The organism is Pseudoalteromonas sp. CnMc7-15, assembly GCF_022347925.1.
Classification (GTDB): Bacteria; Pseudomonadota; Gammaproteobacteria; order Enterobacterales; family Alteromonadaceae; genus Pseudoalteromonas; species Pseudoalteromonas ruthenica.
In genome coordinates this window covers 166,464-187,385 of record NZ_JAKRFT010000005.1, presented here as the reverse complement: position 1 = coordinate 187,385, position 20,922 = coordinate 166,464, and the positions used below count along the sequence as shown (strand labels likewise).

Annotated in this window: 20 protein-coding genes; 10 read left to right on the top strand and 10 right to left on the bottom strand. The window is 46.0% G+C overall.

The features are described 5' to 3' along the window. Positions 1 to 17 precede the first annotated feature (17 nt). From queA to MHM95_RS13380, 9 genes are all read left to right on the top strand, one after another. The gene (gene queA / locus MHM95_RS13420) at positions 18 to 1,058 is read left to right on the top strand and encodes a tRNA preQ1(34) S-adenosylmethionine ribosyltransferase-isomerase QueA (protein ID WP_138547039.1); all 1,041 of its coding nucleotides are present in this window, start codon (positions 18 to 20) and stop codon (positions 1,056 to 1,058) included. A gap of 158 nt (positions 1,059 to 1,216) precedes the next feature. Then, positions 1,217 to 2,341 (top strand): tRNA guanosine(34) transglycosylase Tgt, encoded by a 1,125-nt coding sequence (gene tgt, locus MHM95_RS13415; RefSeq protein WP_053909810.1) that lies wholly within the window; start codon positions 1,217 to 1,219, stop codon positions 2,339 to 2,341. 78 nt (positions 2,342 to 2,419) lie between these two features. Further along, positions 2,420 to 2,758, top strand: a complete 339-nt coding sequence (gene yajC, locus MHM95_RS13410) for a preprotein translocase subunit YajC (protein WP_045979227.1) — start codon at positions 2,420 to 2,422, stop codon at positions 2,756 to 2,758. An 18-nt stretch (positions 2,759 to 2,776) separates the two neighbouring features. Then, positions 2,777 to 4,636: a protein translocase subunit SecD gene (secD, locus tag MHM95_RS13405; protein ID WP_045979228.1), complete on the top strand. Its 1,860-nt coding sequence runs from the start codon at positions 2,777 to 2,779 to the stop codon at positions 4,634 to 4,636. A gap of 9 nt (positions 4,637 to 4,645) precedes the next feature. Further along, a complete protein-coding gene (gene secF / locus MHM95_RS13400; RefSeq protein WP_022945420.1) occupies positions 4,646 to 5,590 on the top strand; it encodes a protein translocase subunit SecF in 945 nt (314 codons plus the stop codon). Positions 5,591 to 5,709: 119 nt separating this feature from the next. Continuing rightward, positions 5,710 to 6,228, top strand: coding sequence for a hypothetical protein (locus MHM95_RS13395; protein WP_239385533.1), 519 nt, complete (start codon positions 5,710 to 5,712; stop codon positions 6,226 to 6,228). 69 nt (positions 6,229 to 6,297) lie between these two features. Beyond that, positions 6,298 to 8,112, top strand: a complete 1,815-nt coding sequence (locus MHM95_RS13390; protein WP_239385532.1) for a bifunctional diguanylate cyclase/phosphodiesterase — start codon at positions 6,298 to 6,300, stop codon at positions 8,110 to 8,112. 72 nt (positions 8,113 to 8,184) lie between these two features. Beyond that, positions 8,185 to 9,000 (top strand): transporter substrate-binding domain-containing protein, encoded by an 816-nt coding sequence (locus tag MHM95_RS13385; RefSeq protein ID WP_239385531.1) that lies wholly within the window; start codon positions 8,185 to 8,187, stop codon positions 8,998 to 9,000. Between the two features lie 129 nt (positions 9,001 to 9,129). Further along, positions 9,130 to 9,903 carry a YggN family protein gene (locus tag MHM95_RS13380; RefSeq protein ID WP_239385649.1) on the top strand — a complete coding sequence of 258 codons (774 nt, stop codon included), beginning with the start codon at positions 9,130 to 9,132 and terminating at the stop codon, positions 9,901 to 9,903. Positions 9,904 to 9,911: 8 nt separating this feature from the next. Here MHM95_RS13380 and yacG read toward each other — a convergent pair whose 3' ends face one another. From yacG to trmL, 9 genes are all read right to left on the bottom strand, one after another. Then, positions 9,912 to 10,151, bottom strand: coding sequence for a DNA gyrase inhibitor YacG (gene yacG, locus MHM95_RS13375; protein ID WP_022945425.1), 240 nt, complete (start codon positions 10,149 to 10,151; stop codon positions 9,912 to 9,914). A gap of 77 nt (positions 10,152 to 10,228) precedes the next feature. Further along, positions 10,229 to 11,908, bottom strand: coding sequence for a type IV-A pilus assembly ATPase PilB (pilB, locus tag MHM95_RS13370; RefSeq protein ID WP_239385530.1), 1,680 nt, complete (start codon positions 11,906 to 11,908; stop codon positions 10,229 to 10,231). Positions 11,909 to 11,996: 88 nt separating this feature from the next. Next, positions 11,997 to 12,602, bottom strand: coding sequence for a dephospho-CoA kinase (gene coaE / locus MHM95_RS13365; RefSeq protein WP_239385529.1), 606 nt, complete (start codon positions 12,600 to 12,602; stop codon positions 11,997 to 11,999). Between the two features lie 7 nt (positions 12,603 to 12,609). Beyond that, the gene (locus MHM95_RS13360; protein ID WP_275442003.1) at positions 12,610 to 13,506 is read right to left on the bottom strand and encodes an A24 family peptidase; all 897 of its coding nucleotides are present in this window, start codon (positions 13,504 to 13,506) and stop codon (positions 12,610 to 12,612) included. Position 13,507: 1 nt separating this feature from the next. Continuing rightward, on the bottom strand, positions 13,508 to 14,737 hold the full coding sequence (locus MHM95_RS13355; RefSeq protein WP_022945429.1) for a type II secretion system F family protein: 1,230 nt from the start codon (positions 14,735 to 14,737) through the stop codon (positions 13,508 to 13,510). 80 nt (positions 14,738 to 14,817) lie between these two features. Next, positions 14,818 to 16,509, bottom strand: coding sequence for a type IV-A pilus assembly ATPase PilB (pilB, locus tag MHM95_RS13350; protein WP_022945430.1), 1,692 nt, complete (start codon positions 16,507 to 16,509; stop codon positions 14,818 to 14,820). A 135-nt stretch (positions 16,510 to 16,644) separates the two neighbouring features. Next, the gene (locus tag MHM95_RS13345) at positions 16,645 to 17,082 is read right to left on the bottom strand and encodes a pilin (protein WP_053909803.1); all 438 of its coding nucleotides are present in this window, start codon (positions 17,080 to 17,082) and stop codon (positions 16,645 to 16,647) included. A gap of 377 nt (positions 17,083 to 17,459) precedes the next feature. Continuing rightward, on the bottom strand, positions 17,460 to 18,311 hold the full coding sequence (nadC, locus tag MHM95_RS13340; RefSeq protein ID WP_239385528.1) for a carboxylating nicotinate-nucleotide diphosphorylase: 852 nt from the start codon (positions 18,309 to 18,311) through the stop codon (positions 17,460 to 17,462). Between the two features lie 48 nt (positions 18,312 to 18,359). After that, positions 18,360 to 18,824 (bottom strand): tRNA (uridine(34)/cytosine(34)/5-carboxymethylaminomethyluridine(34)-2'-O)-methyltransferase TrmL, encoded by a 465-nt coding sequence (trmL, locus tag MHM95_RS13335; RefSeq protein ID WP_239385527.1) that lies wholly within the window; start codon positions 18,822 to 18,824, stop codon positions 18,360 to 18,362. 90 nt (positions 18,825 to 18,914) lie between these two features. On the opposite strand from trmL, the gene MHM95_RS13330 reads away from it, so the two are divergent. Next, positions 18,915 to 19,853, top strand: a complete 939-nt coding sequence (locus MHM95_RS13330; protein ID WP_179954346.1) for a cation diffusion facilitator family transporter — start codon at positions 18,915 to 18,917, stop codon at positions 19,851 to 19,853. Positions 19,854 to 19,865: 12 nt separating this feature from the next. Here the strand turns inward: MHM95_RS13330 and rlmJ are convergent, their stop codons facing one another. Next, positions 19,866 to 20,705 (bottom strand): 23S rRNA (adenine(2030)-N(6))-methyltransferase RlmJ, encoded by an 840-nt coding sequence (gene rlmJ, locus MHM95_RS13325; RefSeq protein WP_239385526.1) that lies wholly within the window; start codon positions 20,703 to 20,705, stop codon positions 19,866 to 19,868. Positions 20,706 to 20,922 lie beyond the last annotated feature (217 nt).

Sequence of the window (20,922 nt, the reverse complement as noted above, 5' to 3'; positions counted from 1 at the left end):
CACCCCGGAGAAAACCCATGCGCGTGGCCGATTTTAGTTTTGAGCTACCTGAAGAATTGATCGCTCGATTTCCGCAAAAGGAACGTAGCCAAAGTCGCCTGTTAAAAGTAGAGGGTAACAGCGGTAATACCACCCACCATATTTTCAAGGACATCATTGACTTCATCGAGCCTGGTGATCTGTTGGTGTTTAATAACACCAAAGTGATCCCTGCCCGTATGCATGGACAAAAGCGCTCTGGTGGCAAGGTGGAAGTGCTTGTAGAAAGAGTGCTTGATGATAAGCGTGTGCTGGCGCATGTGAGAGCCAATAAGTCACCTAAACCGGGAACGGTGATGGTTCTTGAAGGGCAAGCGCAGATGGAAATGATTGGCCGTCAAGGCGAGCTGTTCGAGCTTGAGCTCAAAGGTGATATGTCAGTGTTAGACACCCTTGAGCAAATTGGCCATATGCCTTTGCCTCCGTATATCGACCGCCCTGATACTGATGAAGATAAGCAGCGTTATCAAACTGTGTATGGTGAAAAACCCGGTGCAGTTGCCGCACCAACAGCCGGATTACATTTTGATGAGCCGTTAATGGCTGCGTTAAAGGACAAAGGCGTGGCTATGGCGTTTGTGACCCTACACGTTGGTGCAGGGACGTTTCAGCCGGTGCGGGTAGACAGCGTGCAAGAGCATCATATGCACTCAGAATACATTGATGTACCACAAGATGTTGTTGATGCCATTGCGAAAACTAAAGCCCAAGGTGGGCGCGTTATTGCTGTGGGCACAACCTCGGTGCGTTCTTTGGAATCGGCAGCGAAAATCGGTGGCGGTGAGCTCATTAGTTATGTTGGCGATACCGATATCTTTATCTACCCTGGGTATCAGTTCAATGTCGTCGATGCCATGATCACAAATTTTCACTTACCGGAGTCCACATTAATTATGCTGGTCAGCGCATTCTCTGGGCAGGAGCATATTATGTCGGCCTATCAAGAGGCTATCAAAGAGCGTTATCGTTTCTTTAGTTATGGCGATGCGATGTTTTTAACCCGCCAAGATAAAGACTAAGAAAAAGCCGCAAGAAGCGGCTTTTTTTACTTGTTGCTTTTATTTCTTCGATTCGCCCCAATTCATAGTATTGCTGCGACAAAACAGGTAAAATCGGGCGGTTAATCTGCGCATTTTGCGCTCGAGTTGGACTGTTTTTCCGACCTATTGAGGACCACATGAAATTTGAACTAGATACAACCGACGGCAAAGCACGCCGTGGGCGCTTAATTTTCGAACGCGGTGTCGTTGAAACCCCCGCATTTATGCCGGTAGGTACCTATGGCACAGTAAAGGGGATGACCCCAGACGAGCTTAAAGATACGGGGGCGCACATTTGCTTGGGAAATACTTTCCACCTCATGCTACGCCCGGGCACCGAGATTATTAAACAACACGGTGACCTCCATGACTTCATGGCATGGGACAAGCCGATTTTGACAGACTCCGGTGGTTTTCAGGTTTTCAGTCTCGGCGCCATGCGTAAAATAACGGAAGAAGGCGTCATGTTCCGCTCTCCCGTTAACGGTGAGAAAATAATGCTGAGCCCTGAAAAAGCGATGCAAGTGCAGTGTGATCTAGGCTCTGACATTGTCATGATTTTTGACGAATGTACGCCTTACCCAGCAACGGAGAAGCAAGCAAAAGACTCTATGGAATTATCACTGCGCTGGGCGAAACGTTCAAAAGAAGCGCACGGTGATAACCCGTCAGCGCTGTTTGGTATTATCCAAGGTGGTATGTACCCAGAGCTGCGAGCACAATCGCAAGCAGGGCTGGAAGAAATTGATTTTGATGGCTATGCCCTCGGTGGACTCTCTGTAGGTGAGCCTAAAGAAGACATGATCAATATTCTCGACCATTGCGCTTACAAAATGCCAGAGCAAAAGCCGCGTTATTTAATGGGCGTCGGCAAGCCTGAAGATATCGTTGAAGCGGTACGTCGTGGTATTGATATGTTTGACTGCGTGATGCCGACACGAAACGCACGTAATGGTCATTTATTTGTTACCGGTGGGGTGGTTAAAATCCGTAACGCCGTGCACAAGACCGACACCGCGCCGCTGGACAGTGAATGTGATTGCCACACCTGTAAGAACTACTCACGCGCTTATTTGCATCACTTGGATAAGTGTAATGAGATTCTCGGTGCGCGTTTGAACACCATTCATAACTTGCGCTACTACCAACGTTTAATGGAAGGATTGCGTGAGGCAATTGCCAGCGGCAAGCTTGACGCTTTTGTAGCAGACTTTTATGCTCGCCGTAATACTGCGGTTCCAGAGCTCGCAGAAACAGAATAATTGCGGCCCGCCTTGTGCGGGCTTGCCTGTAATTTACAACACTAAAATTAATAGTTAAGTACTTAAGGGGATTACCTGATGAGTTTATTTATTGCAAACGCACATGCAAGCACAGCGGGCGCCGCACCAGCTGGTGGTGGCTATGAAATGCTAATTATGCTGGCCATTTTCGGTTTGGTTTTTTACTTTCTTATCTACCGCCCGCAAGCTAAGCGAGTAAAAGAGCACAAAAACCTAATGAGCGCTTTAGCCAAAGGTGATGAAGTGCTTACTCAAGGCGGCATGGTTGGTAAGATCACTAAGGTGTCTGAAGATAAAGACTTTGTGCTTATCTCGCTGAACGACCAAACTGAAGTAACAGTGCAGAAGTCTGCGATTAGCGCAGTACTACCCAAAGGCACAATGAAGTCGCTATAAACCAAAAAGGAAAGATACGTGTTAAATAAGTTTCCCTTATGGAAATATTTACTCGTACTTGTTGTATTGGCAGTCGGGGTGCTTTATGCCACCCCGAACATCTATGGCCGCGATCCGGCCATTCAGGTTACCGGAACAAAGGGAACCGACGCCGATCTCAGTGCGCTAGATACAGTAAATAAAATCCTGACTGATAATAAAATTGAAACCAAGTCGAGCAAACTCGCCGATGGCCAGATCCTGGTCCGCTTCAAAAATGTCGAACAACAACTTAAAGCTCAGGACATTTTGCGCGACAACTTAAGTGAAGATTACATCTCTGCCATCAACATGGCGCCAGCTCAACCACAATGGTTAAAAGCCATTGGTGGTAACCCAATGAAGCTCGGTCTTGACTTAAGTGGTGGTGTGCATTTCACCATGGAAGTTGACATGGTGACGGCGATGGATAACGCCCTGAACCAGATGGAGCAGGATTTCCGCTCAGACTTACGCGAAGAAAAACTGCGTTATCGCACTATCCGCCGCGTAGCGGGGAGCGATGGCGTGCAAGTGGTGATGCGCAGTGAGCAAGACAAAGACGCTGCAGAGCGCTTCTTACAAGACCGCTATCCGGGTTACTTGTTTGTTGATGACAGCAACAACGACAACGGCTTTATTGCCTCTATGAGCGAGCAGCGTATTAAAGAGCTGCGTGATTATGCGATCAAGCAAAACGAAACCATTATTCGTAACCGGATTAACCAAATCGGTGTTGCTGAACCTAATGTTCAACGTCAAGGCGCAGAGCGCATTATCGTGCAATTACCCGGTGTACAAGACACCGCGCGTGCAAAAGAAATCTTAGGTGCTACAGCAACCCTAGAGTTTCGTGAGGTTGACCAAGATGCTGACCCAGGGTTGGCGATGCAAGGGCGGACACCGCCTGGTACTGAAATGATCATGAGCCGCGAAGGCCGTCCTGTGGTACTGAAAAAGCGGGTCATTCTGGAAGGTAGCCATATTACCGGTGCACAATCTGGTATGGATGAATATCAGCGTCCGCAGGTTAATATTAAGCTGGATTCTAAAGGCGGTGCCAAGATGGATGCCTTTACCAAGCGTGCCATAGGTAAACCGATGGCGACCGTGTTTATTGAATACAAGCCTTCCGGCGAAGTAGACGAAAACGGAAAGCCGCTTCCGCCTATCAAAGTGGAAGAAGTAATTAACGTAGCGACGATTCAAGCACGATTAGGACGTAGCTTCCGCATTACCGGTCTAGATAACCCTGCTGAAGCACATAACTTGAGCTTACTGCTACGTGCAGGTGCCCTCGTTGCACCGATTCAAATCGTAGAAGAGCGCACCGTGGGTCCAAGCTTAGGCCAAGAAAATATTGAAGCGGGTATGACCGCCGTGGTGCTTGGTTTCGCGTTTGTTTTAGCCTTTATGCTGCTTTATTACAAAGGTTTCGGCTTGGTTGCTAACCTAGCCTTGGGTGCTAACTTGGTGATGATTGTCGGAGTGATGTCGATGATCCCAGGTGCTGCGCTGACCTTACCTGGTATTGCTGGTATCGTCTTAACGGTTGGTATGGCGGTGGACGCAAACGTACTTATTTTCGAGCGTATCCGTGAAGAATTGGCTGATGGACGCAGTCCACAGCAGGCCATCCATTTCGGTTACGACAGTGCTTTCAGTACGATTTTTGATGCCAATATTACCACCTTAATCGCAGCGATTATTCTGTTTGCAGTGGGAACCGGACCAATCGCTGGCTTCGCGGTAACCTTGGCAATAGGTATCTTAACTTCAATGTTTACTGCCATTGTTGGTACCCGTGCGGTTATCAACTTAGTTGTTGGTGGTAAGCGCATTGAAAAGCTATCGATATAGGAGCGAAGCATGCAATTATTAAAAGTGAAAGGTACTTTACCATTCATGAAAGCTCGCAAAGTAGCGATGGGCTTTTCAATTTTATTGATTATTGCCGCGCTGGCGTCTTTCGTGGTTAAAGGCCTTAATTTTGGGTTAGATTTTACCGGTGGTACAGCTGTAGAAGTGGGCTTTTCACAGCCTGCTGAGCTCTCCCAAGTACGAAAAGTACTCGCAGAGAATGGCTTCGCTGATGCCTCTGTACAACTGTTTGGCTCCAGTAAAGACGTACTTGTGCGTCTTCCTCCACAAGGAGAGGGAGTGAAAGCTGAGGTCATTGGTAACCAGGTTATGGCAGCCTTAAAACAGGCCGATGCACAGGCGCAGATGCGCCGTATCGAGTTTGTTGGTCCCAGCGTAGGTGAAGATTTGAAAGAGCAGGGTGGCTTAGCGATGCTGACTGCTTTGATCTGTATTTTGCTTTATGTTGCCTTACGTTTTGAGTGGCGTTTCGCCCTAGGTGCGGTATTTGCCTTGTTCCACGATGTTATTTTGACTATGGGCCTGTTTTCACTATTGGGCTTGGAGTTTGATTTAACTATCTTGGCGGCGATTCTTGCGGTCATCGGTTATTCACTTAACGATACTATCGTTGTTTCAGACCGTATCCGTGAGAACTTCCGTAAAGTACGTATTGACGACACCTTGGAAATTATCGATCTTTCCCTTACACAGACATTGAATCGAACCTTGGTTACTTCAATTACCACTATTTTGGTATTGATAGCCTTGTTCGTGTGGGGTGGCCAAACTATCCATGGTTTCGCTACGGCATTACTCTTTGGTGTATTCATCGGTACTTACTCGTCGGTCTATGTTGCCAGCTCTGTGGCGGTATTCCTTGGAGTTAGTAAAGAGGACTTGATCCCCGTAGAAGTAGAGAAAGAGGGCGCTGATCTCGATCCTATGCCTTAGAGAATAAAGGTCAAAACGTTGAAAATGCCGCTTTAATGCGGCATTTTTTATATATCCAGTTCCCTGGTTGTGACAATGAATGTAGCTCGCTGTCACAGCTGTTATACAGGCCCAGTCTTATGAAGTTGTTTTTACTGGTCTTAGCTTTGCTAACAATAAGTGCTTGCGGTGATAGCGTCGGCAAGCCACAGCCAACTGCTGATTCGAACTCAGCAGCCCAAGTGTACCTAGGCATGAGTGAGCGACTCCTCAGTGAGTTACGCTTGCAAGGACGAGCACCAAAGCTCGAGCATATAAGTACAGCCCTAGCCGTTGCTATGTATGCGCAAATCCCAGATCTAAGACTGCGCTTTCCCGAGTGTGACGCGTACCTACAAAGCTTATATCAAGGCTTTGATAGCTCCGTGCAATTAACGTATGCAGAGCTGAGTGAGCAATACCGCAATGGCGATGCTTTACCCAACTTTGAGGCACCGATTTGCTATCATATTAAGGAGGCGACAGTTCTTCCGCTGCTAATTAGAGCTATAGTGAGAGAGTCGCAAACTGGCGCAGTTAATACTGTGTCGGCGCGTCGACATGCACTCAAAGCGCAAGCCCATTTCAATATCGTTCAGCAGCAATTGCAGAGAAAGTAGTCAATTCATGACGCTGTCATAATCCCTTGCTAGGCTTTGCCACCATTTTAATATTGGGTGTACAAAGCTGTGAGTGCCGAATTAATAGCAGAATTAGCCGAAATTATTGAAAAGCGTCAAGTTACCTGCGTTTTTCAACCTATTTTTGACTTCTATCAGGAAGCGATAATTGGCTATGAAGCACTCAGTAGGGGGCCTGAAGATAGCTTTTTGCACAGACCCGACGCACTATTTAGCTGTGCTGTAGCCCACCATCGCCTTTCCGAATTAGAGCTACTGTGTCGAGAAACGGCCATAGCTTCATTCGCCGAGCAGCAATTAGCTGGCAAGTTGTTTCTTAATGTCAGCCCCAACACGTTATCGGATCCGGCTCACCCTAAAGGGCAAACCCTGCAGCTACTGCGCGAATACGGCCTCGGTGCGCAGCAAGTAGTCATCGAGCTCACCGAGCAAGATAAAGTGGATAATACCGAGCAGTTACGCAAAGCGGTTGCACATTACCGTCAGCTTGGTTTTCTCATCGCTATTGATGATTTAGGGGCGGGGTATTCAGGGCTTAAACAATGGTCAGAAATACAGCCCGATATTGTCAAAATAGACCGCTACTTTATAGATCATTGCGATCAAAGTCCGGTGAAAAAAGAGTTTTTAAAGTCTATAACGGAGCTAGCAAAAGCCACACATACTCGGGTAGTCGCCGAGGGAATAGAGCGAGAAGAAGAGTTTCAGTTGTTACGAACACTCGAACTACATACTGTACAGGGATATTTATTCGAACGCCCGAGTGCAGAGCCTAGCCAGCAATTTGAGGCGCAACGCTTTCAAAATTTAGGGCACACTCACCATCAGCACTTTGTTGAGCCATCGCTGGCGGTGGGATGGTTAGCGATAGAGCAACAAGCTATCTGCCAATACACTTTGTGTCGAGAGGCGCAGCGTATTTTTGATAACGATAAGGCGCTGTTTTCACTGGTTGTTATTGATCAGTATCACCAGCCCGTTGGCTTGCTATACAAAGAGCAGTTAACAGAAGTGTTTGCTTCACCCTATGGTCATGCTTTATATGACAAAAAGCCGATAGCGTCGTTGATGGACGCCGAGCCACTCGTGGTTGATGAAAATGAACAGCTTGATAGAGTGAGCCGGCAAATTACCGACAATGATTTTGATATCCGTCGCTATATCATCGTTACTCGAGGTAATAAGTATTTAGGTGTTGTGCATCTGCGGCAAATTCTCAAGCACATGACCGAAGAAAAAGTACGTCATGCTCAGCACGCTAACCCACTGACCATGTTACCCGGCAATATCGCCATTAATGATGCGATTGAGCACCGTTTGCGCAGCAACCGTGCCTTTTCCATTGCTTACTTTGATTTGAACCATTTCAAACAATTCAATGATTTATATGGCTATGCCAGCGGCGATAGCGTGATTAAATTATTGGCCGATATTATCCGCAGTCATTGCCAAGCCGTTCCCTGCTTTATTGGCCATATTGGCGGTGATGACTTTATGGTTGTATTTGATGGTGAGGATGCCAGTGCTACCTGCCAGGCTGTGATTGCTGATTTTGATACTCAGGTTCGGCGCTTTTTTAGCCCTGAGCATATCGCAGCGCAAGGTTATTGGAGCTGTAATCGTGAAGGGCAGCGTCAGTTCGTGCCATTATTGGCTTTGGCCGTGGGGTTAGTCACACCAGATACACGTAGCTGCGATAATAGTCACCAAGTTGCGACATTAGCGACCGATGCAAAAAAAGAGGCTAAACGTCACAAGGGGAGCCACCTCTTTTGCTGCCAGCGACGCGGGCCCGCCGCACCGTTGTTTCGTATACACCCTGAGCCACTGGACTCGCTTTCACCGCTGTCATTACATGAATAAAATCACATTAGTTCTGTGTTGCACTGTGTCAATATGGGCGGTAGTTTGAGCGCAGAGCTGAGGAGGTGAATGATGGTTGAGGGATTATTAACAAGGGCACTGTTGTTTTCTCTTATGCTCTGTGTCCCTGTTTACGCTCAGCAAAAAGTTCGTGTTGCCCAAGAGATGCGGCCTCTGTATCCCCGTGATTATTACTTACAAGCGCTATTACAAAGCGCATTAGCAATCAGTGATAAGCCATATACTATCAGTTACGTTGATGTGCATCCGCATCAACAGCGTATTTTGTATATGCTTGATGGTGAGCGCGTCGATGTGCACTGGAGTATGACTAGCCCAGCACGAGAAAAGTTAGCTATTGCGGTTAAGGTACCGCTATTTAAAGGGCGCATTGGTCAGCGAGTACTGCTTGCGCACCCGAAACTGGCAAGGGCACTCAGCGCCGTAGAGTCAGTATCGCAGCTACGCCAGTTCAGCGCTGTGCAAGGTCATGATTGGCCAGATACCAACATACTCGCCGCTAACAATTTACCGGTAAAAGCCGTAGCAAATTATCAAACGATGTTTCGCTTAACAGCGCAGCAGCGGGTCGATTATTTTCCTCGCTCCGTGATTGAAGTGGTTGATGAACTACAAGCCCATCAGCAGATGCAGCTACAAATTGTTGATCACGTTGTGCTTAATTACCCGAGTGCATTTTACTTCTTTGTCTCTAAGAATCGGCCTGAGTTAGCGGCACACCTTCGACAGGGGTTGGATGTGCTTATTCAGCGCGGTGAGTTTGATGCGCTATTTACACGCTACTTCTCAGCCAACCTAGAGACGCTGTCGTTAGCGTCACGCCGACATATTATGTTGGCCAACCCTTTTTACCTTGAGTCACCTTAACATGTTGAACAAGCGGTAGTTCCTCGCTGTTTTACTTATGAAGCGCAGGGCTAACAAAAAATTTGCCTATTTGCTTCATGGTCACTCTTTGATAATCTTAGCGCAGCTTATTTGGGAGTTGCTATGTCACTGCGTTGGTTGGGTCTGTCTGTCATGTTATCCATAGTGGGTGTACACAACGTACATGCCCAGACTCATTGTGACGTGGAGCTAACCCATGGGCTTATTATCACTGACGATATTATTCGCATCGTTGATAACAACCAAACCCGTGTGCAAATAAACCAAGACCAGCAGTTGGTTGTGCGTGGGCAGTGGATTGAACTGGACGAGCAAGAGACAGCGGTGCTGCATCAATATAGCATGATGATCCGCGATACTGTTCCAGAGTTAGTAGACCTCGCCACCGATGGCGTTAATATTGGGCTAAGTGCCATTGAGGATGTGGTCACGGGCCTATCTGACAAAGAGCCGGAAATCCTTAAAACACAGTTACAGTATGTAGAACGAGCGTTACGCGATAAGTTTAAGCGTGGAGACGACTTTTTCTTTATTGCGCCGCAATCGCTATCCAAACTAGATGACTTTTTTGCCCAAGAAGTATCGAAGAAAATTCACACCGCAATCCAAGGCTCTTTAGGAGCTATACTGGTGTCACTGGGCGACGCATTCCAATCTCGAGAGGGAAATATCGAAGAGCGCATTAACGATATGGGTCAGCGCATGGAGATCATCACAGCGGAAATCGATAAGTCGTTACAGAAAAAAGCGCAGCAGCTTGAACAAAAATCTGTTGAATATTGCAGATGTCTGAATGCGCTTGATAAAACAGAATCAAAACTCCAGCAGATTGTACCTGAATTGGCTGATTTTGACTTGGTGAATATTAAAACCTCAAGCTAACCCAGCCGTTAGTCTTTAAAAAACGAATCATCATTTTGCGCTAGCATGGCTTCAATTTCTTCTATGAATTCAGCCTTATCGACGCCTTCGCTGTCACCATTCATTGCAGTAGAGATTTTGTTGTTTTCACTAGACCACTCGCCTAGATCAATCAGCTGACAACGTTTACTACAAAACGGGCGATAGGGGCTTTGTGCGGACCAGGTCACCTGCTTTTCGCAAGTTGGGCATTTTACAATGGTAGGCATAGTATTTTGGGCTGTGAAACTTTCATGGCGGCAGTGTAACTGAGAGCAGGGCGCTTTAAAAGGCCTATAAGTACAACCTACAGTCGCGTAACACGGTTAATCTCAGATAGTGAGGTAATGCCCTCTGCAGCTTTACGTAGCCCCGATTGACGCAATGTCGCACAGCCTGCTTCCTTGGCTGTTTCGGCTATATCTATCGAGCTACCACCAGAAACAATCACTTTGGCAATATCCGCTGAAACTTCTAATACTTCATAAATGCCCACCCGGCCTTTGTACCCGTCAGTACACTGGTCGCAACCTTTTGCTTGATACAATTTTACTTGTGCCACAGAGTTAGCATCAAACCCTTGCTTAATAAGTTCTTCCGTTGGGAGCTGCTCTGGCTCTTTACAGTATTTGCAAAGGCGGCGTGCTAAGCGTTGAGCGATGATCAGCGACACCGAGCTAGCCACGTTGTACGCCGGTACGCCCATGTTTAAAAGTCGTGTGATAGTCTCAGGTGCGGAGTTGGTGTGCAGGGTGGAGAGCACCAAATGTCCGGTCTGTGCGGCTTTGATGGCGACTTCAGCCGTTTCTAAGTCCCTTATTTCGCCCACCATTACTACATCAGGGTCTTGACGTAAGAAGGCGCGAAGAGCGTTAGCGAACGTAAGCTCAGCTTTAGGGTTTATTTGTACTTGATTTATGCCCTTAACGTTAATTTCGACCGGATCTTCGGCTGTAGAGATATTCCGCTCAGGTGTATTTAAAATGCTTAAGCCTGAGTAAAGAGAGACAGTCTTTCCGGAGCCAGTGGGGCCGGTGACAAGAATCATGCCTTGAGGTTGTTGCAGTGCGTGCAGATATAGTTGCTTTTGCTCTTCCTCATAACCGAGCGCGTCAATTCCTAAAGTGGCATTGGAGGAATCAAGCACCCGCATAACAATTTTTTCCCCCCACATAGTTGGCAACGTACTGACCCGAAAATCAATGCTATTACGCGGCGAAATCGTAAGCTTAATGCGGCCATCTTGGGGTTTGCGCTTTTCCGAAATATCTAGTTTAGACATTACTTTGATGCGGGCTGCAAGGCGAGTGGACAGCGCATAAGGTGGATTGGCCATCTCATGTAACACCCCATCAATACGAAAGCGTATGCGGTAGTCGCCATCATAGGGCTCAAAGTGTAAATCAGAAGCACCTCGGCGTATGGCATCACGGAGAATCTTATTGATATAGACAATGATTGGGGCGTCATCATCCTCATTACCCTGTTCCGGATGATGATTATCATAGTCTTGTTTGGCGAGGTGGCTGAGTTCGTCGCTGTCCTCTTGCGATAGCTTCAGTGTGTGGGTGGCATCGAACAGCTGCTCGATGAGGTTATCTATTTGCCGATAATCAGCCAGCACCACTTCACATTGAAGCCCGGTACTAAACTCGTAATTTTCAAAAGCACCGTAGTCAGTAGGATCTGAGGCGGCGAGAAATAGCTTGTTACCCTTGGCAGAAATGGGCAGCATATGATGACGACGAATCAACTGCTCATTCAGCAAGTGCTTATCTATGCTTCTGGGGTCAAAGGAGCTTAAATCAATATACGGAGTGCGAAAGAGTTCAACACACTGTGCCAACAGTTCTTGATTACTCATGTTGCTGCTGCGGATTATGGTCTCTGCTGCGCAGCGGCTTTGCTCTTGGTGCGTCTTTACCGTGTCGCTATCGATACGTCCTAAGGTAATAAATTTACGAATCAAAGGTGAGTTAATATTCATAGGTCCCGCAACCAAGTTAATAACAATAATGTATAGCAAGCTCAATGATTTAAGCCATTACAAGCTGTAACATTAAGTGTTATCGATCTTAGCAGGAATGCAAATTGGCAAGATGCAAATAGTTTTGGTGGTACAGAGACACCTTGGCACTGAGGTCAGCGATTACCCCAGCATTAGAGATAATATCGTTGGCCTTTGCAACTTTATCTTGGCGTGACATTTGTGCCTTTAAGATAGCTTGTGCTTGTTGCTCAGTGATATTGTCTCGAGCGCAAGTGCGACTTATTTGTACAGTTTCAGGCACATCGATCAATAAAGTGCGCTGACAATACTTATCAAGGCTGTTTTCAAAAAGTAGTGGCGCTTCAAGGATTGCATAGGCACTTTGTGCCTGTTCCAGTTGGGTGAACATCTCAGTGCGGATAAGTGGATGCAAAAGCGCATTTAACCACTGCTTTTCGCTTTCGTCTGCAAAAATGATGTCGCGTAGCTTAGCGCGATTAAGGCTACCATCACTCAACAACAGCGAACGGCCATGACGGCTAACGATGGCGGCTAATCCGTTAGTGCCTGGCTGTACGACCTGGCGAGCGACAACATCGGCATCGACAACCGTGATGCCGAGCTGCTGAAACAAGGCGCTAACGGTTGATTTACCAGAGCCTATCCCCCCGGTTAGACCAAGCGTCCACATCGTTGCTTTAACCCAAAATAGCGCCGAAATAAGCGCCTTGGATTTGCTCTCCCCAAAGCATGGCTATCCAGCCAGCAATGGCAATATAAGGGCCAAACGGAATCGGGGTTGCCTTATCTTTGCCTTGAATAGAGAGTAAGGTAATACCAATTACGGCACCCACAATGCTAGACAGTAGTATGATCATCAGTAATGCTTGCCAACCTAATAAGGCACCAAATACCGCCAATAGTTTAAAGTCACCATAGCCCATCCCTTCTTTACCGGTCAGCAATTTGAACAGCCAATAAACGCTCCATAAGCTAAGGTAGCCTGCGGCAGCGCCAATTAGTGCTGCACTCGGTTCTATGGTGATCCCTGCAACACTTGCTAATAAAGCTAGCCATAACAGCGGTAACGTCAGCTGATCTGGCAACAGCATATGGTCTATGTCTATGAATGTCAGTGCCACCAACACCCAGGTGATAATGATGTAAAGCACGGTTAGTTGAGTGGGGCCAAAGGTAAGCGCGACAACTAAACTTAAAACAGCAGTGATGAGCTCTATAGCTGGATAGCGAATAGAGATAGGCGCCTGGCAGTATGCGCATTGGCCTTTTAAAAATAGCCAACTAAGCAAGGGGATATTGTGCCAGGGCTTGATTTTGTTATTGCATTTCGGACAGGTCGAAGCTGGCGTTAGAAGGTTAAAAGGAGCGGATGCTGATTGGTTTTGTTCACCCTTTGATACTAATTCATCGGCAAGTAGTAAGCGACATTCTGACTGCCATTGATTTTGCATCATTTTTGGAATGCGGTAAATAACCACATTGAGGAAGCTACCTACAGCTAAGGATACAAAAAGAACCGTGGTTATAAAAAACCACGGCTCGCTTTTCATTAATTCGAGTACTTCTGAAAACATCTTATAAGACAGACCCTAGTTGGAATATAGGTAAGTACATCGCAACGATTAATCCACCAATAAGTGTCCCTAATACGACCATTATAAGAGGCTCAAGTAGACTGGATAGACCGTCAACAGCATCATCTACCTCTTGTTCGTATATGGTGGCCACTTTAGCGAGCATATCATCAAGAGCACCAGACTCTTCACCGATAGCGACCATTTGAATCACCATGTCAGGGAATATATTAGAGTTTCGCATTGCCCAGTTCATCGGGTTACCAGAGCTGACTTCAGCTTTAATATCTAAAATTGCATCGCGATAAACCGCATTACCTGAGGCGCCCGCTGCAGAATCCAATGCATCTACTAAAGGTACACCTGCGGCAAAAGTAGTCGATAATGTCCGGGCATAACGTGCTACGGCGGCCTTATTCAAAATCATGCCTATAATAGGCAGTTTTAAAATGAGCTTATCAACATTGTCTCGTAGGTTTTTATTCTTTTGATGAGCCTGTTTAAAGGCATAGCCACCGCCGATGATGATAAGCAGCCCGACCCACCAATATTTTTGTAAAAATTCAGAAATATCGATAACAAACTGTGTGAATGCGGGTAACTCAGCTCCAAATCCTGCAAAAATACTTTCGAATTGCGGTACCACAAAAATCAACAATATAGATGTAACTATTACGGCAACGACCATGACGGCTACCGGGTAAAACATCGCTTTTTTTATCTTTGATTTGAGGGCTTCTGCTTTTTCTTTGTATAGAGCGACACGATCAAATATTCTATCTAACGCACCTGACTGCTCACCAGAAGCAACTAAGTCACAATACAAATCATCAAAATACTTTGGATGCTTCTTTAGTGCATCGCTTAGAGGCTGACCGGCCTTTACTTCTTCGCCTATATTGCGCAGGAGGTTTTTAACGCTTTTATTTTCAGACCCCTCGGCAATCATGTCTATGGCTTGAACGAGCGACACACCAGCAAGCAGCATGGTGGCTAATTGCCGAGTAAACATCGCGATATCTTTGGGTGTAATGCGCCTCTCACCTGATAGCCCTAATAAAGGCTTAGGCTTACGTTTGACTTTGGATGGTGTTATCCCTTGCTTGCGCAATTGGGCTTTTACGAGGGCAATGCTGGTGCCGGTTAGTTCGCCTTCAAGCTTTTTACCACGAGTGCTCACACCCACCCACTGGAACGTGTCCAATTGGTTTGCTTGTTGTTGTTTTGCCATTATTTTCTCACAAGCTCTGTTGATTACTTAATTTTAACACAGGGTTTAAGTAAAGGTTACTGCTGATTTATATTACCGTTTTACATGTTGGTTACACGGTTGACTTCGACCAAGCTGGTTACACCTTGAGCAACTTTTTGTAACCCTGACTTTCTAAGATTGTTTACACCCTCTTGAGCCGCGACTTCTGCTATTTCTAATGAGTTACCGCCACGCATAATAATTTCAGCAATTTTAGGGGTGATGGGCATCACCTCATAAATACCAACTCGGCCTTTGTAGCCTTCAGTACATTCATCACAGCCCACAGGTTTGTAGACAGTTAAATCACTTAGCTGTTCTTGCGTAAAGCCCTGCTTTATTAGTTCTTCTTGAGGTAATTGCTCTGGCTCTTTGCAATGCTTGCATAACCGACGTGCTAGACGCTGGGCGATAATCAAGCTCACTGAACTGGCAATATTGTATGACGGTACACCCATATTCATCAAACGAGTCAGGGTTTCTGGTGCTGAGTTGGTGTGTAGTGTCGATAGTACTAAGTGGCCTGTTTGCGCCGCTTTGATAGATATTTCAGCTGTTTCTAAGTCTCGAATCTCACCCACCATAACAATGTCAGGGTCTTGACGCAAAAACGCACGCAAAGCATTGGCAAAGGTCATATCAGATTTAGCGCTGATTTGAACCTGGTTAATCCCCTCAAGGTTTATTTCAACGGGGTCTTCGGCAGTACTAATATTGCGCTCAGTGGTATTAAGAATATTGAGACCGGTATAAAGTGATACGGTTTTACCTGAACCTGTCGGACCGGTAACTAAAATCATTCCCTGAGGCTGTGCAAGTGCATCCAAATAAAGCTGTTTTTGCTCAGGCTCATAGCCAAGCACATCAATGCCAAGCATTGCACTGGAACTATCAAGAATACGCATTACGATTTTCTCACCCCAAAGGGTGGGGAGGGTACTCACTCGGAAATCGATACTTTTTTTGGCGTTTATTTTTAACTTTATACGGCCATCTTGAGGTTTTCGCTTCTCCGCTAAGTCCATATGCGACATAACCTTGATACGTGCTGCAATGCGGCTTTCAAGATTGATAGGGGGGGAAGCTATTTCATGAAGCACGCCATCAACACGAAAACGGATGCGGTAACGTTTTTCATAAGGCTCAAAGTGTAAATCGGAAGCACCGCGCTTAATCGCATCCATTAAAATTTTATTGATATAAACGATAATGGGGGCGTCGTCTTCTTTGGAGTTTACATCAGTAGCTAAATCCTTCTTATTGCCATCACCAGAATCTACCCCCTCAAGCTCTTCCATATCATTGTCAGTGAGGCCGAGCCCTGACGTACTATCGAAAAGACTGTCTATTGCTTTGTCGATATGATCATAGCGTGCGACAACCGCTTCGGTTTGCATTCCCGTATTGAATTCATAGTCTTCAAATGCACTAAAGTCTGTGGGATCTGAGGTTGCTATATAAAGCGTTTTACCTTTCACGCCGATAGGAAACAGCTTGTGCTTACGTATTAGCTTTTCGTTTAAATACTCTTTGTCCGGCAGTAGGCTGTAATCATAGGACGCTAAGTCAAATTGCGAGACATGGAACATTTGGCTGGCTTTTGTCTGCAAGTCGTCAGGTTTAATGCCAGCAGCTTTGCAGATAGTCTCAGCTAAAGAAGACCCTTGCTCAATTGACAGGGATGAAAGCTTCTCAGGTTGAATAACCCCCAGACTTGCTAGGCGCCTTGCTAATGGAGAGTTTATTTTCATGTTGTGAAATATGCACTTATGGCAGGGGTGTTGAAATGTTACAAATGTATCAGTTTCAAAAGAAGTAATGAAGACTGAAAGGTAAAACCTTTCAGTCTCTATATTTAATCAAGCTTTAAGCGTATTTATAAAGCCTTATGGTTGTGGGCAACTCTTTGGTGCAAGATCTTGATCAGATGCACCAGCTGTTGCACAAGTCCACTCTCCGTCAGTAGCTCGGCTAAGTGTTACAGTAGCACCACTTACTTGAGAAGGAGCGTTTTGGATTGTACAAACGATAGTAGCAACACCAGTCGCATCTAGTGATGCAGTGATTGCGCAGTTTTCGGTGGTATCGTTACGGATGCTGTCAAGAGCAGCTACGTCTGCAATGGTTTCACCAGCGTTAGCTTTGATTTCTACTTCAGTTTTTGCACCTGAAATTTCTGATAAACCAGCTGTCAATTTAGAAGAAGCTTGATAATCAGAATAAGCTGGAAGCGCTACTGCTGCCAAAATACCGATGATCGCAACAACGATCATTAATTCAATCAGGGTGAAACCCTGTTGTTTGTTTTGAGTCATTTTTTCCATGTTCCTCTCCTAAAGGATTGTTGGGCAAAGTTAAGGTAACCAGTGTTGCTAAATCGTTGATTCGGCAATTGGTCGACTAGTTGCTTGTACTACGTGGGGCAACAAGCGCCTAGCAATGTCAAAACCTACAGGTTCAGATATCTTAGGAAGTATAGTCCAATTGTTGAATTCAACTAACTGAGACACCGTTCCTTGAGTGTAGATTTCTTTTATTACAGTTTCGTTGATTTATAACAAAGTATTACTACCTAAGTATAAATCTCATTCTTTAAAACTAGATGCTATCACGGCATTTTGGCTTTGTGTAGCACTTTTTTTAACAACTGCTAACATCTATACCGAATTCAGCTATTCTACTTGAATATTTTGCAAAGTCACTATAGTTGTTGAAAACGCATTGATAAATCAACAGCTTCAATGTGTTTAGTCAAGGCGCCACTGGATACGTAGTCTACACCAACGTTAGCGTACTGTTGCAAAGTTGCCAAAGTGATATTGCCCGACACTTCAAGCTTGGCTGATTTGTTAGTTAGTTTAACGGCTGTATTTACATCCGCTAAAGAAAAGTTATCAAGCATGATAATGTCCGCGCCAGCACTGAGCGCTTGTTGCAACTCATCGAGACTCTCAACTTCAACTTCTACAGGCTTATCCGCGTGATTGTGCTTGGCTTGGGAAACCGCCGCAGCAATACTGCCACAGGCCGCGATATGGTTCTCTTTAATTAAGAATGCATCAAATAAACCGATACGGTGGTTCACTCCGCCGCCACATTTGACTGCGTATTTTTGCAGTGCTCGTAAACCTGGAATAGTTTTACGAGTATCTAGTAATTTAGTGTTGGAATTGGCCAAGACTTGGCTATAAGTATAAGCTGCTGTGGCCGTTGCACTTAACGTTTGTACGAAGTTAAGTGCCGTGCGCTCGGCGGTCAAAATAGCCCGGGCGCTGCCTTTGGCGTTAAATAGGCGCTGCTCGGGTAGCACTTTATCCCCATCGGCGACGAAAAAAGTGAGTTCGACACTGGGGTCTACTTGAGCAAAAACTTCTTTTACCAACTCTTGGCCACAAAAAATGGCTTCCTCTCGGGTGATAACATCGGCATTAGCCTGCTGCTGCTCAGGGATCAGCTGTGCGGTAATATCTCCTTCACTTGGGCTGAGACCATTTAAGTCTTCATCAAGGGCTAGTTGAACGAGTTGGCGAATCAGTGCTTGGCTTGGTGTCATAATATCTAGTTCTTATATAGCTGGTTAGAGAATGTAGCATCGGTGCGTTTAGCAGGCGCCCTCAAAGTCGAGTTGGCGCCAGGATTCATAAACAAATACCGCGACTGCATTCGATAGGTTCATACTGCGGCTGTTTGCTTGCATGGGAATACGTACCCGTTGCTCTGCTGGTAAAGAGGCGATAACTTCGCTAGGCAGCCCGCGTGTTTCGGGGCCAAACAACAGCGCGTCACCTGGTTGATAGGCGACTTCATGATGAAAGCGCGTACCTTTGGTGGTACATGCGTAAATACATTTTGGGGCACAGGCGTCGATATAAGCTTCTAAGCTCGGATGGCGCTGAACATTAGAGAACTCGTGATAATCCAAGCCTGCCCGTTTAATGCGTTTGTCATCCCACTCAAACCCCAATGGTTCTATTAAGTGTAAGCGGTAGCCGGTGTTGGCACACAAGCGAATAATATTACCGGTATTAGGGGGAATTTCGGGTTGAAATAAAACAATGTCTAACATAAGTCTTCTGAGCTGAGCGCGATACAGTGGCGTGAGTATACCAAAGATGGTTAAAATGACGCATAGATTCGATAACTCTAGGTGCATTTTATGAACAACCAAGGCGCGTCAACCCCAGCAAGAGGTTACAACTTTTGGGTGCGCTTCGCTAACTTGATTACGTTGGCTATGGTTAGTTTGATGATTGCAACTAAGGCGTGGGCGTGGTTGGCATCAGGCTCTGCCGCTATGCTAGGGTCATTGACCGACTCACTGCTTGATATAAGCGCTACCTTAATGAACTTCTTTGTTCTGAGTTATGCCCTAAAACCGGCTGACGACGACCATCGTTTTGGTCATGGTAAAGCGGAAGCTTTGGCTGGTCTCGGTCAAGCCGCTTTTATCAGTGGCAGTGGCTGTTTATTAGCCTTTCATGCCATCGAGCGCTTTATTAACCCTGTCACTGTCAATCATACATTGTTGGGTGTGTGGGTGAGTATTTTTGCTATTTTTTGCACCTTAATCGTTGTCTATGTGCAATATCAATCTATTAAGCGTACTGAGTCGGTGGCGATAAAAGCCGATTCACTGCACTACAAGGGTGATCTATTACTGAACTTAGCAGTATTGCTTGCTCTGATGTTGGCCTACTACGGTATTGCCGGTGCCGATCCATTTTTTGCCATCTTAGTTGCTGCCTACTTGCTTTACAATGCTTGGCAAATAGGCACCGAGAGTGCGGCGCATTTAATGGACAAAGAACTGCCTGATGAAGAAAAAACGCAGATAGTGGCAGTTGCCAAAAGCCACGAGCAAGTCTTAGGTGTGCACGATTTGCGTACTCGCCAAGGCGGCAAAGTACGCTTTGTGCAACTTCATTTAGAACTTGATGACAACATGCCTTTGATCAGGGCACACCAAGTCGCGGACGAAGTAGCGGTACTTATTCAAGAGGCGTTTAGCGAACAAAAACACCCTGAGTTCGGTGGTGAAGTTGATGTGCTGATTCACCAAGATCCAATTTCAGTGGTCAACAAATCAAGTTGTTAGTGTTGTTTCAGGTTATTCATCAACCAGTTGCTCGCAACGATAAAACCCGTCTTGCTTGCTGAGCACCTTCACTAACTCCGGTAGTACCTGTTGCATCGTTGCTTTTAGCGTGTAAGGCGGGTTGATGGCAATGATCCCTGAGGCGGTCATGCCACGTTCTTCACTATCGCCTTGGGTGGCAAGCTCGAACAATTGAATGTTTCGAATACCAGAGTCAATAAAACGTTGCTCAAGGCGGTCTATGCGGGAACGCTCAACCACGGGGTACCACAACAAATAAGTGCCCGTACTAAAGCGTTGATGTGCTTTTATAAAGGTATCGACTGCTTTGTCGTAGTCACTCTTTACTTCATAAGGCGGGTCCATTAACACACATGCCCGGCGCGAAAGAGGCGGCACCAGTGCCAGCAAGCCTTTAAAGCCGTTTTCATCTTTTACTCGTAACGAGCGCTTACCTGCCATATTTTTTTGCAGTAATTTTAAGTCTTGAGGGTGCAGCTCAAAAAACCAGCCTTTGTCTTGTTTACGTAAGTAGTGTTCAGCCACCTTAGGTGAACCCGGGTAATGACGTAACTGAGCGGACTCGTTCATACCCTTAATCAGGGCTACATAATCGGCAAGCGCATCTACATCACCTTGATACTGCCATAGCTTAGCAATGCCATCATTGAACTCTTGGGTTTTCTGCATATCGGCATTGTCGATGGCGAAAAAACCGGCTCCCGAGTGGGTATCAATATAATCAAAGGGCTTCTCTTTTTTGACCATGTGCTGCAGTGTTTGTGCTAGCACTAGGTGCTTCACCACATCGGCGGGGTTGCCAGCATGAAAAGAATGGCGATAACTGAGCATAACGGCTCCTAAAACTTAACTTATAGCCATTTTACTGTATTTGCACCAGATAAACAGAGCTAGATGGGTACTTTGGGTGATTGATTAATAAGCAGCTACTATAAACCGCTGCTGAATATTGGGTGATTTAAATGAACCCGCTGTTAATACTGGCAAAATTTACAGGAAATACGCTACACCCCCTAGCATCGCTGGGCAGATTGCTTTACATTTGCAG